Genomic DNA, 11,929 nt, shown 5'->3' on the forward strand with positions numbered 1-11,929 from the left:
TATAACTGATGATCTTCTCAGGAGAGCGGGAGAACATAGAGGCTCTGGGTGATTAACTCCGGGTGCTCAGTTGCTTCCTTTAGATGAGAATGTGACCTATGCACAAGCTAGAGGTTACGAACAATATTACATAGAGGAATATAAAACTCGTACCGGAACAATAGGTGAAGATATTTCAGCTACTAATCGCGGGAATAAAAACAATTCATTTGACCATAAACGTACTGACGGAAGAAGACAGGCTTTTGAAGCAGAATACAGCATCAAGAAAAATGGTTCAGGCGGAAAAGGAAAGAGGTGCGGATGAGTAACTTTAAATTTTGGGCATGGGAGAAAAAACCAAGAACCATGCTTTGCTATGTTAAGCCTGGCGATATATTTTGCTTTAAGGTTGATGGAGGAAGATATCGTTTTGGTCGTATTATGTCATTAATGTCGGTAGGGCATATAGCTTAAATTTTTGATATTTTATCTGATGCACCTAAAATAACCGAGGCTGGTATTGAGAATGCTAAAAGAATTATTCCTCCACTGATTATAGATACCTATTCTCTAATGGATAAAAAAATTGAGCCAGAAAGTGACTGGAGAATAATTGGGCATCAGGATAATTATTCTCCTGAAAATGTTGATGAGATTTATTTTGCATTCGGTATTGGTGATTCTTGCAAAAAGAAAGATTTTTATGGAAATGTTTTCCCAATCGATGAAAGTGAATAGAATGCTCTTCCTAAACTATCACCTAAAAGTGATTTTGATATAAAGAATTTATTAAGTAAAGTTTAGGTGTGAAGCCGGGATAAAAAAACTCCCAGTTGGTTTATGATTAATAATTACCTGATGGTTTAGTAAATGAGATATGCAGGAATGAGAGAAATACAAAACTCTATTGGTCTTTAATAGCATTGAATGCATAATTGCCATGAAAAAGAATAATGCGCGATCCTGTAAGCAATGTAATGAATGTCAATAATATTGTGGTGAGTATACCGACACTAAAATGCCAAAAATAACAGTATCTAAATTTGATGGAAATAAAGTTGAGTTCACCTCAGTTTTAGGCAATGGAGTGGCTGTTTGGTGTGGTGAACCACCGAAAGTAAATAGTTGTTATAATGTCGAATTTGATGTGGATGACATTTTTAAATGGGGCTTGAATATTAATGATGTTTGTCAGGAGACACCTGAAATCAAGATGGATGATGAAGGAATATTATTTGTTTCTCAGGTCATCTCTTATGAGAGTGACGGGGTTTTAACTGTTTCATTAGGTGGTCAGATTATTTTTTTAGATGTTGAGGCCTACCCAGGTGGTTGTAAATATGTTTCGTTTTCAACAGCTATAAAAAATATCTCACTGTATCCTTTTGTAGTGTAGATGGAAACTAAGAAGACCTTACCTGTTCCGTTACTACGACCCACACACTGGTTGGACAGTTAGTCGTGCAGGATCCGCTTGGGTTGAATGCTGGGTGGAATCTTTATCAGAATGCGCTGAATCCGCTGGGGTGATTTGCTCCGTGGGGTTATCTAATAGTAATACTGTCATAAGAGAGGTGACGTCTGGAAACGGGAGTGTATGTGAGCGGATAAGAACAATAAGAACAATAAGAACAATATTTTAGCATAAAATAACACCGGCCTAACATATTGCAGGTGCTCCGCATTCGCATGACTCTTGGATTTCCTCCACCAGAAGCCAGGCATCAGCAGAGAATTTATAAACACCGTTTAATCGATATGCTGCTGCGGCGCATAAGGAAGTATTAATTTTTGGTGAGGTTCCTCACGAAGCCATAATATTTAAATAGGTGATTTATGTTAAGTGATGTCAAGAGAAAAATAATTGATAATGATTTTGTTAATAATGTTAGAATTAATTTTATTTTCAATGATGAACAGTATAATGACTTGGTTTCTGGTTTAGATGAGCTTGCTAACCTATTGAAAAATAATCAGTCCATAGATAAAGAATTAGCTTTGTATTTATATACAATACCTCAAATGATTAGAAATGCATATGCTAGTTTTGATAAAGTGGAAAACAAACCAGATTTGGCTTTTAAATTAGAAGATGCATGGATAGAGTTAGACTCGTTAGTAATAAACTGTTTAAGCTAAAAAAAGTGAAGGCCGGGTGAGAAATTCGCCCGGTTTTGATATGATATAACCCTTTCTTGAACCATTAACAAAGATATACTTAATAATCCATCCTCTACTACGACTCGCAGATCGTGCGGTTTATTGTGCAGAATCCGCTTGGGTTATGTAGGGGATATGAAGTCAGAGGTAACAATCCATACCAGATGCTGCTCGCTCCTCATTACCCCGTAAGACCTCAGCATGCATTCTCAATAGATACCAGAACATTAATATCAGGAATACTTACTTCAAACTGCGATATAAGAAAATACTAAGAATTTGGGAGTTAATAGTCTAATATGCATCGGGTTCCTTAAGTAAAAGCAAGTTATATACAATAAAAGAAATGAGACAGTTACCGAAAATAGATGACGCCTAGATTAAAGTATTTCCTGAATATGTGAATTGTAAAGGAGATGCAATAATACATTATCAAGTCGATTTTGGATCATATGCTATATCCGCACCTGGACGTACTCATGTTGGCAGTGGCGGTGTTTGGTATACGGAATGAGGGTAATAATTATGTTATTAACAATAAATGAAATTGAAGTTAAGTTGCATGAGAAGTTCTCTCCTTTTGATGGAGAGATGGATGATTTGATTTTGAAAAAAAGAATGGCGCCTGTAAATAATATTAAGCAGTCGGAGGAAAGACTTGGTGTAGATTTCCCAAAGGATTTTATTGAGATCGTCAATAATTATGATATTGATAACTTCTCTTTGGGGAATATATCTTTCGGTCATGATGATGATTATTTGGAGAAAGTAGTCAGGATTAACAGTGATGAGTTTAACCATTGGTGGATTGGCGAGCATAGACCAGATGGTGTGATATGTATTGCAATATCAGACCCTTATACTATCTTGCTTAATACTCACGATGACAAAGTTTATGCTATTACAAGTGAACAAACGATGGATGGGTGGGAATCGATAGCTGATACTTTTGAGCTATTTATCAGAGGTGTTGGTTCGCATTTTTTAAAAGCATGCCCGCTAACGGAAATTATAAATTCAACAGGGACAAATGATATTTCTTTCTGGAATAGCATATAATCTATTTTTAAGGGGACTATCTCTTGGATATTTCCCTATTTTCATTCATAAACAGCATGTAGTAATAAAAATACTTTGGAATGAAAATTAATTTCTAAATTGGTTATTTTGGTAGACGTTCAGGCCCGATTAAATGCTGCTCATATCAATATTGGAACGCATGCTATGTTGATAAATAAACTGATTACAATATTAGCAACACCTGTAGCCCCTTCGGATTCGGGGAACGGAATGAAATGGCCACTGATTGAGGATGGTTTACCTTTCCCCTCTGATTATATTGAAATTATAAATGAGTATGGTTCAGGTCGTATTGCGGACTTTATTGTTATTTTTAACCCATTTAGTAAAAATGAAAATGTCAATTTTTTTAAACAGTGTAAATTTATTTTGGAAGACATTAATTATCTGATTGAGTCAGATAAAGACTATTATAATTATCAACTGCATCCCAAGGATAATGGGTTGATTCCGTTAGGAGTTACCGATAATGGGGATTATCTATTCTGGGTCGTAAATTCTAAAGATAATAGCGAGTTATGGACTGTTGCTATTATTGCAGCAAGATCACCAGAAGTTGAGTATTTTGATGGCGGATTAACTGATTTTCTTGAAGGATTATTAAAAAATAAAATTAGATGTAAATCATTTCCTGATGATTTTCCCCCACCTGTTATCAAGTTCGAAAGCATTTGAAATAAGACGTCGGGATAGTTTTCCCGACTTTATTACTACAATTAATTGTGTATGTAAAAATTAATTGTAGTTTGTTTTTTTGAGGTGGATTATCTAACATTAAGGAGTTATATACTAAGGATAGCTTATGCCTATTTCATGCGGTAAACCCAAAACAAAAGATGAACTTAGAATTTTGGAGGAAAAATTTAAAGTCGGTTTTCCAGAAGATTATAAAGAATTCCTCAGGTTGAAAAATGGTTTTGTTGTAAAAGCTCCAGATTTTTGTGAGCTGGAGTACGAAGGTGTAGATGAAGGGGTTATAGCTTTTTATGCCCTTTTTGGAATAAACATGAAAAATCCTAATCACGACATTTTTCGCCAAAATGAGTGTTTTTTAAATGAACTTGATTTTATTGATGATAAATTAATCATTGGCGGTGATCCTGGAGGTAACTTTTATCTTATATTAAATGGAAGTAAAAACCAGGGTGTGTATTATTGGGATAGAACTCATCTACATGCCGAGGATGATATCCAAAAGTTTGACATTGCTGAGAAAAATGAGTGCGGCAATATCTTTAAAATTAGTAATAGCTTTACTGAATTTTACGAGAGAATTTGTGAGTCTACCCTTGATGCAGGAGTGAAAGTAAATGTTGATCTATGATTTTTATTTTAAAAATCATAGAGTTCATAATAAAAGAGGTTTCGAGGTCAGTGAATATGGGATTTTATGAAGATGATGAAGGTGTTTCAGTCGATTTAATCTTAACAGTATTTGGGCCTTCAATCGTCCAGTGTATAAACCTTGAATCTGATTCGGTCGATGAAAAAATGAAAAAAGACATCGATTTTCTTATTAAGAAACAGAAAAAATTTTCCGAGAAAATCGCAATTGAAACCCAGGCATATAGCAAGCGTATTTACGGTACGGATGCAAAAGACTTGATTTTGCTGAAAGTTTATCTTTCTCCAGATGAAGACAATGAATATGGGTTCATGTTCTCGACCGATTTAGATGAGGAACATGGGATTGGTATCAAATTTAAAGGGCTTGCAGTGAAGAAAATTGGTAGTGGCGAAACAGCATTCTTATAAAATTTAATTATGTCTATCCGATTGGGTAGATCCATTCCTGTGGCAGGGTTACCGCCTGCTGCAGGATGCCGGCCTGTGCCGTACTTATATTTACGGCCTGAATGAAACCTGGATCCCGCAGGCACAGGGGATCATCTTCATGACCAAAGCAGCTGCGACATTCACTGGTTCAACAACGACCTGAACGGCGCGCCGCTGGAAGTGACCGACGAGCGTGGCGCGGTGCGCCACCAGAGCGAAGGGTTCTCAAGGCTTGTGAACCGGACGGCGATGGCACACCAGCCGCTTCGCTATACCGGGCAGTACGCTGACGGTGAAACGGGGCTGCACTATAACCTGTTCCGCTACTACGACCCGCAGGTCGGGCGGTTTATTGTGCAGGATCCGATTGGGTTGAATGGCGTTTTTAATTCATATTCATACGTTCCTAATCCACTTACCTGGATAGATCCATTAGGGTTAATGCCATGGGCATGGAACCCAAATGGAATGGGACACCATTTAATCCCACGAAACAAGGCCAACAGCATTTGGCTAACCGATCCTGGTACTATGAAAAATACGCCAACGTTTTTCCCGGATCCTTATAGTGCTGGAATGCATGAAGAACTACATAGAGCTATTAAAAACGATATTGGAAAAATTCAGTGGCCGTGGCAGGGGGCCGCGGAAGATTTATTCAATGCGTCTAGCCGTAATTTAGATTCCGTTTCACATATAAGAGGCGATTTAAAGATTTCTTCGACGGGTGAAATCTTAGCAAGAAATGTCACTCCTAAAGAAGCACATTCAAAACTGTTGGAGTGGTTCAATAATAAACAAGCAGGTAAGGCATCAGGAGGCAGATGTGGTTAAAACAATTGACATTGATGTGGATTTTAACGGGATAATAATTTTCGATTATCCAGGAATACTGGCCCCATTTGGTGGGAAGATAGATGATGGAGAAAACATTCTCCAGGAATTCACCACCACAGACAAAGGGGAGCTTGGGCTTAATGAAGGTATTGCCTTACCTATTATGGGCCTTGATGATGGTGGCTATGTTGTTAGGCTCTTTTTAAATGAATTCCCCGACAATGAAGACAGAGAGGTTATATTCACGGATAAATATTTCTATCTTAATGTAACTGGTGATTTATATGTTGCTGATATGGCAGTATTTTGGGAGTGGGAAGATTATACTGGTTGGGTTAACGCTGATGTTCCTAAAGGAATATATAAAGTGAGCCTTGAAGGTGTTCATTTATTAAAGGGGGAAGAGACTATCTATTGCTATGATTTGATTCTTGAAAAAACGAATCAACTTGGCACAAGAGATGTTGAACCACGCTCAGACTCCAGGCTTTATTAAATCTATTAGTTGGCAAAGAAAATAAATTTTTCTGGCTTTTATTAGTTTATTTTTTAATCATACATGAAGAGACGTGCATTGTAGTTAATCATAATGTGACTTAAAGATGCGAAGAATTTGTTCGCAGAAATGTTTATGTGAATTAGGATAGAGAGAATGTACCTTTTATGGGAGTGAGTTTAAGAAATGATTAAATGTAATCTAATTTCTAAAATCAGTATCTTTTCTGATAGTAATGTCATTGGGCGGATAGGTGGAAATATCCCTGAATTCTTTTTAGATAAACTAGATGAGATTCAGGGGTATAAGTTTTATTTGACAGTTCAGAATCCTGATGATGGACATGAGTATATTACGATAATTATTCCGGAAAGATATGACGATATGATTGATAACAATATCTACCCTAATTGTTCGGTAAAAGTTTTTACGCATATTTTTTCTGATGAAAGCAATAATGATGCATTTACGATAAAACACATTAATAAGGCAGCTATTGTTGGGTATGATAAAGTTGAAAGTGAAGAGTTTGATTTTATCACTAAAACCGAAGAAGCAAGGTTAATACAATCTGAAGATTATTATTTTGATGCTTTACAAAAGGATGGTTATAAATTTTTCATGCAGATAGATGAAGACTATTATCCAGATGCATTGCTTGATGGTGATTATATCTTTGGTTACGGTGCTTTGTATTTGTATAAAAAAATATCCGGCGGAAATATTATAGCTGGTTTTTGGCAGTACTCGTAAAGATAACTGATTAATAAAATCTGGATTAATATTAATTATTCCGACTTTTATAATACAGATGATATTTTTATGCGGAATGATTTTTTTGATTTTTTACTTACGTCTATAAAATTCCTCTAATTAATAATGGTGTTAATATCAGGCATCAGGGGAAGAATTTTTTATATAATTTAAAAATGATTACGCACCCGTGTTTTAAATACTAACTCCGCCTAAATGTTAGTATTTAAAGCTACATAGTTTCAAATGGTTAAGAATTTAATTCGATATGAACAACAGAGTATCGTTGATATGAATATAAAGGCAATAGAAACAAAGTATGGTTTGATTTACGGTCGTGATGCTTTGATAGTATCTGGCACCGAGCTAAAACTTTACCCCTTTAATTTTTTGGTGAAAGCTTCTTTAAGTTTATCTTCTTGTAAGCCATGTATAAAAGATGCTCCTGATGTTCGTATTGAGTTTTTATTCAGTGACATCGAAATGATGTCTGTGTATAAAATAGATGATTATCCTTATGATGGGAATTTACAGTCGAGCTTTGATTTAATCGAAACTGAAAGGGAAGATGATCTGCAACGAGTAGTTCTATGCACATACGACCACGTTTTCGATATTATTGGAAAATGTGAGATTAATTATCTTTAAATAAAGTTACGGGGTGTATCGTACTCACCCCGGTTAGTAAAATGAGTATAAAAGCTATACAGCTAGAATTAAAAAAATGAATATAGCATTCATAAATATGTTTTGAAATAGAGGGCGTTAAATATGTATTGGTTAAGAATTGCTTGTGATTATCCCAATAATTATTGGTTTGAATACCAGCACCCTGACATATCTGGAAGTGATTTTTCTCAATGTAAATTAATTGAAACTTACGAGGGGCATTTTTTTACATTAAAATCAAAGGTGAGTGAGAAGGCACTGCTTGCATATGATTTTTATTATAGTGATGGGCCTATATTCATATCCCCCAGACTAGCATCGCTAATTTCTTGTCACGATGTTTTTCGGACTGATGTTCAACTTATTGATGCAACTGTATCTGTAAATGAAAACAAACACCAAGGGTATAAAATAATTAATATACTAAGAGAGGTTTCATGCATCGATATGGAAGCTTCGGAAAGTCAACCTATATTAAGTTATTTGCCTAATGGTCCAAGGAAGTTTAGTAAAATAGTCTTCAAAGAAAATGTTATTGAAAATTTTAGTATGGCAAGATGTAGTGAGTATAAAGCTTGCACAATTATTTCAAATGAATTTAAAGAGTTCCTTTTTGAGAATAACATGAAAGGAATAGAGTTTGTTGACCCTCTTTATTAATATAACTATGATTTAAGTAAGTAAATATGGTCCATGAAATGATTTCCAGATTATAAAAATTGTTTAAAGTATAATTCAATGGGTTTATTATCCTGTCATTATCAACTTTCTTTACAAATCTTAAAAGATAGACAAGTAACGATTATGTGTATGAATCATTTAGAATACAGAGAAGCTTATAGTTTATATGATTTAATATTTGGGATTATGAATGGGTACGCATTGGATAATTTTTGTGTGTATACAAAAGAATATGAATCCTCTGCGAAAGAAGATCTTGTTTGTTATTTAGATAACTATCCTGTCATTAGTGATGACGATGAGGAAGTATACCCCGATTTTGTTATCGCAAATTCGCTAGAGCTTTTTTTCTATGGAGACCAATTTATAGATGTATTACATAACATCTCTGTCCAAAGAGAAAAACCATCTGTTGAGGATTTCGTATCAGGTTTGAATTTTTACCTCGAGAACGATAACTTCATAGAGCTTTGATTTAAAGAACGAGAGAGTAATCGAAAATTGTTTTACTTAGCTTGTCAGAAGATAATGCATTCTGCAAATGTTGTGCTAAATTAATGGGTTATTACTGAGGGCTATATTTATGGATGAGTCTGAGATCATGGTGAATGAGATTGAAAAAGCATTAAAACAATTTATTATTATTTGCAATAAATACTCGCTGTCAGGGAGTTTCAGCACCGTCAGTGACCTGGATAATACATTCCCGTCCAACTTACCTCGTTCAACAGATATCGATTTCTTATATAAAAATTTTAATCCTGAAAAGTTAAAGATTGAAACAGGTTTCACACCAATTAAAATTCACTCTGTCAGTGAGCTCACGAAGGCTCAAAGTGGTTATGAATACTTACCAGATAATTATCTTGTTATTGGTGATGATTTAGGTGGAGGTAAACCTATAATTGCGGTTATCGATGAAGGGAATTCCTCTGTTTATGCAAGTTATGATGTAATTGAACCGTTTCAGATAGCCAGTAGTCTCTCTGGGTTCATATTTTCTCTAGCTGAGCTAATTGATTTGGTATATGGTCACTACGATATCTTTGATATAGCAGATGATAATGACGAAGTAAAAGATAATTTCATTGATGAGTTGCGGAAAAGGATTGTACCACTTATCGGTAATGAAAATTTCAATGCGTTTTATAATTATTTTTATGGGTAAGTGTTTTCTTTCAATGTAAACCAGTATGGCGAAAATGTTATTTTTAACGAGGAGATGTTCTCTGTGATTTTTACAGGTATCTTAAGCAAGATTTAAAAGAGTAATGCTGTGTATTTATTCAGGTGGAATTAATCTAATACATGAAAGGAGAGGGATTACATGCAGACGACGCGAGTAATGGGCGAGGGATATGAACCGTACGTTGAGCAATTAGGTGACAAACTGATTTATTCAATACCTGTCGAATCGGGATTTGTCAGCTTTCATTTTGAGTTTGATATTCGTCAGACCGATCTTGACGTCCTGCTTTCCGATCATTACCGGCGGGCCGTCCTGGAAGTGACCGCTCACACTTTGCTCCAGCGTTCGACGTTGAAGGGACATAACAGATTTACGCAGAACGATTTTGATAACCTTATTGCCACTGTCCTTCATGCATCGCAAGAGCATCTCAGCGCATTCATTTCTCAGATTAATCGGGAGCACAATATTTCGATTGAACATTATGTGAATGACATCGTGAACAGGCGCATAAACAAAGGATGAATATACCGATCCCAGATAAGGCCAATTTTATTTTTAAAATCACACTGGGCCGATAGCGCTTTTCAACCTCATGCAACCCGAAGAGTTCAAATTGATTTTTCGTGAGAAGCTTTCAATAAACGCTTATCTGTCTGTGTCTTCGTTCAGTTTGGCGGATGCCTGTCTGTTTCCTTGCTAAATTTTTTTCCGGGAGCAGGGGGCTGGTGAGGAAATGGAATCAGGATGAGTAAGCGTATTGCCACGCTTTATCTTATTGCCTGGCGTTTTTCATTGCATCCTGCTTCCCCGGGTTGCATTGCTGTTTTGTTCCGGGAAGATAAAAATTCCCTGATGGGTCCGGATCTGTTCCGCCCGGACAACCCGCCCGGCCATCAGATGAGACGGTGCCATCAGAACCGTTTCCGCCATCAGACCCATTTCCTCCATCACCACCCTTACCGCCATCAGCAGCATTTACGGCAAATGCACTGAGTAAAAGCAAACAGGCAATAGTGCGCTTATTCATTAAAATCTCCATTGTTCAATCCATTTACGTGCGGGAAAATATTCCCGCGAGGGTCCCATGCGGAACATTTCACAGGCGAACCTCACTCCTGACTTTCAATATTCACTTTAACAGCCTCCAGCGTCCTCTTACGGATCCAGCCGCTGCCCGCCCGTATTACCAGCCAGTAAGCTGTCATCCTTATCCTGGTGCTTCTGTCCGGACAATAGACGAAGGTTTCCGTAGAGAGCTCATGTTGGCCTGGCGCCAGTTCCGTTACCTGATAGCGCAGCAGCAGTTTCGCGCTGCCCGGCGCAGCGGGCGTCTGAAAAGTATTCGCGTCCGGCACGTTTTCCAGACCGAAATCCGTACGCCAGAATTGCCCTCTTAAGCCATAGCACAGCTCAGAGGGTGAACTTTTCAACAGGGTAAAGCTGTGCAAACCAAAGTTGCCGATCGCGTTAGACTCAGTGTTGCGCAGTAATTTCTGCGGTATTTGGCGCAAAGACATTAGTCGCCGAATCACGGGGTCTTGCCGGACGTCAAAATGTGCAATCAACGGCAGAATAGTTTCTGGATGAGCAGTATGTATAACCGTTCGATGTTTCTCATGGAATTGAAACTGGGGTAGAAAAGCGGGTACGTCCCGCCAGTGAGCAAGCGCTTTGCGGGTAACGAATCCTGGGTTTAGCATCTCTCTTCCTTGTCATCCTTTGAGCTCAGCCAGAGTAACAGATGGCTTGCCGCAGACAATTACCAGGAAAAGAGAGGGGTATCTGGCCGAAACCGTACCTTGCTTCGGTAGCATTCCGGCCTCTCTTCGCCGGCCTCAGTGTGCTGTGAGATACGGCTCCTTCACAAATTCCGCCAACAGCCAGACCATATCATGCAATAGCCCGGTGAGCTCTCTCGCCACGCTTGCAGGCAGTGTCCCGCCCATTACCGCCAGCGTCAACGCGACAGCATAATCCACCTGAAACGCCGTCTCCTGCCAGCAGTCCGGTACGCAGGAGGTCAGCTTTTCTCCCGCAATCAGCTGTTCAACCAGATACGGCGGAAGCTCGGCGTCACAGCACTCCCGCAGCCGTTTGAGCACGGCCAGCAATCGTCTGCAGAGTGTGGCAAACGTTACTGCATCGTCAGTTTCCACCAGCACGCTGACATAGGCTGCGCAGGTATCAGCCAGCTCGAAAAGATCCGCAGAATCGGGGAGCTGAAGGTTAATAAGGTGATGAACAGCGCTTTCTTCAGAGAGCGGGTAAGAAAATGCAGGGATAGTCGCCATTTAGCATCCTCT

Annotated in this window: 18 protein-coding genes and 2 pseudogenes; 17 read left to right on the top strand and 3 right to left on the bottom strand. The window is 37.9% G+C overall.

The genetic code is table 11. The features are described from left to right. The first annotated feature begins 70 nt into the window (after positions 1–70). From SP99_RS24870 to SP99_RS05575, 17 genes and pseudogenes are all read left to right on the top strand, one after another. On the top strand, positions 71–307 hold the full coding sequence (locus SP99_RS24870) for a hypothetical protein (protein WP_197086098.1): 237 nt from the start codon (positions 71–73) through the stop codon (positions 305–307). Further along, a pseudogene (locus SP99_RS23575) lies at positions 304–786 on the top strand (immunity 26/phosphotriesterase HocA family protein). The gene SP99_RS24870 and the pseudogene SP99_RS23575 overlap by 4 nt, the downstream one beginning before the upstream one ends. 214 nt (positions 787–1,000) lie before the next feature. Continuing rightward, positions 1,001–1,378, top strand: coding sequence for a hypothetical protein (locus tag SP99_RS23580; RefSeq protein WP_072060259.1), 378 nt, complete (start codon positions 1,001–1,003; stop codon positions 1,376–1,378). Positions 1,379–1,818: 440 nt separating this feature from the next. Continuing rightward, positions 1,819–2,121 (top strand): hypothetical protein, encoded by a 303-nt coding sequence (locus SP99_RS05515; RefSeq protein WP_047957955.1) that lies wholly within the window; start codon positions 1,819–1,821, stop codon positions 2,119–2,121. Positions 2,122–2,542: 421 nt separating this feature from the next. Beyond that, the gene (locus SP99_RS24995) at positions 2,543–2,656 is read left to right on the top strand and encodes a hypothetical protein (RefSeq protein WP_231584219.1); all 114 of its coding nucleotides are present in this window, start codon (positions 2,543–2,545) and stop codon (positions 2,654–2,656) included. A gap of 11 nt (positions 2,657–2,667) precedes the next feature. After that, positions 2,668–3,201 carry an SMI1/KNR4 family protein gene (locus SP99_RS05520; RefSeq protein WP_047957956.1) on the top strand — a complete coding sequence of 178 codons (534 nt, stop codon included), beginning with the start codon at positions 2,668–2,670 and terminating at the stop codon, positions 3,199–3,201. A gap of 231 nt (positions 3,202–3,432) precedes the next feature. Beyond that, positions 3,433–3,897, top strand: coding sequence for an SMI1/KNR4 family protein (locus SP99_RS05525; RefSeq protein ID WP_231584220.1), 465 nt, complete (start codon positions 3,433–3,435; stop codon positions 3,895–3,897). Positions 3,898–4,024: 127 nt separating this feature from the next. After that, on the top strand, positions 4,025–4,546 hold the full coding sequence (locus SP99_RS05530) for an SMI1/KNR4 family protein (protein ID WP_047957958.1): 522 nt from the start codon (positions 4,025–4,027) through the stop codon (positions 4,544–4,546). Between the two features lie 56 nt (positions 4,547–4,602). Continuing rightward, positions 4,603–4,977: a hypothetical protein gene (locus tag SP99_RS05535; protein ID WP_047959778.1), complete on the top strand. Its 375-nt coding sequence runs from the start codon at positions 4,603–4,605 to the stop codon at positions 4,975–4,977. Between the two features lie 34 nt (positions 4,978–5,011). Continuing rightward, positions 5,012–5,832, top strand: a pseudogene (locus tag SP99_RS25000) (RHS repeat-associated core domain-containing protein); the annotation flags it as partial. Further along, on the top strand, positions 5,825–6,331 hold the full coding sequence (locus SP99_RS05545; protein WP_047957960.1) for a hypothetical protein: 507 nt from the start codon (positions 5,825–5,827) through the stop codon (positions 6,329–6,331). The pseudogene SP99_RS25000 and the gene SP99_RS05545, both read left to right, overlap by 8 nt. A gap of 186 nt (positions 6,332–6,517) precedes the next feature. Beyond that, entirely contained in the window at positions 6,518–7,084 is a 567-nt protein-coding gene (locus SP99_RS05550) for a hypothetical protein (protein WP_047957961.1), read from the top strand. Between the two features lie 291 nt (positions 7,085–7,375). Further along, complete coding sequence (locus SP99_RS05555) at positions 7,376–7,732, top strand: hypothetical protein (protein ID WP_047959779.1); 357 nt, start codon at positions 7,376–7,378, stop codon at positions 7,730–7,732. Positions 7,733–7,855: 123 nt separating this feature from the next. After that, complete coding sequence (locus tag SP99_RS23070; RefSeq protein ID WP_053060139.1) at positions 7,856–8,413, top strand: imm11 family protein; 558 nt, start codon at positions 7,856–7,858, stop codon at positions 8,411–8,413. Between the two features lie 150 nt (positions 8,414–8,563). Then, positions 8,564–8,908: a DUF7716 domain-containing protein gene (locus tag SP99_RS05565; protein ID WP_047957962.1), complete on the top strand. Its 345-nt coding sequence runs from the start codon at positions 8,564–8,566 to the stop codon at positions 8,906–8,908. A 109-nt stretch (positions 8,909–9,017) separates the two neighbouring features. Next, positions 9,018–9,602, top strand: a complete 585-nt coding sequence (locus SP99_RS05570; protein ID WP_053060140.1) for a hypothetical protein — start codon at positions 9,018–9,020, stop codon at positions 9,600–9,602. Between the two features lie 159 nt (positions 9,603–9,761). Continuing rightward, positions 9,762–10,148: a hypothetical protein gene (locus SP99_RS05575; RefSeq protein WP_047957963.1), complete on the top strand. Its 387-nt coding sequence runs from the start codon at positions 9,762–9,764 to the stop codon at positions 10,146–10,148. 250 nt (positions 10,149–10,398) lie between these two features. Here the strand turns inward: SP99_RS05575 and SP99_RS23585 are convergent, their stop codons facing one another. From SP99_RS23585 to SP99_RS05585, 3 genes are all read right to left on the bottom strand, one after another. Then, complete coding sequence (locus SP99_RS23585) at positions 10,399–10,665, bottom strand: hypothetical protein (RefSeq protein ID WP_231584221.1); 267 nt, start codon at positions 10,663–10,665, stop codon at positions 10,399–10,401. Between the two features lie 70 nt (positions 10,666–10,735). After that, a complete protein-coding gene (locus tag SP99_RS05580; RefSeq protein ID WP_047957964.1) occupies positions 10,736–11,326 on the bottom strand; it encodes a hypothetical protein in 591 nt (196 codons plus the stop codon). A 135-nt stretch (positions 11,327–11,461) separates the two neighbouring features. Further along, on the bottom strand, positions 11,462–11,917 hold the full coding sequence (locus SP99_RS05585; protein ID WP_047957965.1) for a hypothetical protein: 456 nt from the start codon (positions 11,915–11,917) through the stop codon (positions 11,462–11,464). Between the last annotated feature and the right edge of the window lie 12 nt (positions 11,918–11,929).

The organism is Enterobacter sp. BIDMC92 (genome assembly GCF_001030225.1).
In the GTDB taxonomy this organism is placed as follows: Bacteria; Pseudomonadota; Gammaproteobacteria; order Enterobacterales; family Enterobacteriaceae; genus Enterobacter; species Enterobacter sichuanensis.

Bases quoted from the DNA above. Each gene is read 5' to 3' on its own strand.
- SP99_RS23580 (WP_072060259.1), top strand. From the start codon at position 1,001: ATGCCAAAAATAACAGTATCTAAATTTGATGGAAATAAAGTTGAGTTC.
- SP99_RS05515 (WP_047957955.1), top strand. From the start codon at position 1,819: ATGTTAAGTGATGTCAAGAGAAAAATAATTGATAATGATTTTGTTAAT.
- SP99_RS05520 (WP_047957956.1), top strand. From the start codon at position 2,668: ATGTTATTAACAATAAATGAAATTGAAGTTAAGTTGCATGAGAAGTTC.
- SP99_RS05525 (WP_231584220.1), top strand. From the start codon at position 3,433: ATGAAATGGCCACTGATTGAGGATGGTTTACCTTTCCCCTCTGATTAT.
- SP99_RS05530 (WP_047957958.1), top strand. From the start codon at position 4,025: ATGCCTATTTCATGCGGTAAACCCAAAACAAAAGATGAACTTAGAATT.
- SP99_RS05535 (WP_047959778.1), top strand. From the start codon at position 4,603: ATGGGATTTTATGAAGATGATGAAGGTGTTTCAGTCGATTTAATCTTA.
- SP99_RS05550 (WP_047957961.1), top strand. From the start codon at position 6,518: ATGATTAAATGTAATCTAATTTCTAAAATCAGTATCTTTTCTGATAGT.
- SP99_RS05555 (WP_047959779.1), top strand. From the start codon at position 7,376: ATGAATATAAAGGCAATAGAAACAAAGTATGGTTTGATTTACGGTCGT.
- SP99_RS23070 (WP_053060139.1), top strand. From the start codon at position 7,856: ATGTATTGGTTAAGAATTGCTTGTGATTATCCCAATAATTATTGGTTT.
- SP99_RS05565 (WP_047957962.1), top strand. From the start codon at position 8,564: ATGAATCATTTAGAATACAGAGAAGCTTATAGTTTATATGATTTAATA.
- SP99_RS05570 (WP_053060140.1), top strand. From the start codon at position 9,018: ATGGATGAGTCTGAGATCATGGTGAATGAGATTGAAAAAGCATTAAAA.
- SP99_RS05575 (WP_047957963.1), top strand. From the start codon at position 9,762: ATGCAGACGACGCGAGTAATGGGCGAGGGATATGAACCGTACGTTGAG.
- SP99_RS23585 (WP_231584221.1), bottom strand. From the start codon at position 10,665: ATGGAGATTTTAATGAATAAGCGCACTATTGCCTGTTTGCTTTTACTC.
- SP99_RS05580 (WP_047957964.1), bottom strand. From the start codon at position 11,326: ATGCTAAACCCAGGATTCGTTACCCGCAAAGCGCTTGCTCACTGGCGG.
- SP99_RS05585 (WP_047957965.1), bottom strand. From the start codon at position 11,917: ATGGCGACTATCCCTGCATTTTCTTACCCGCTCTCTGAAGAAAGCGCT.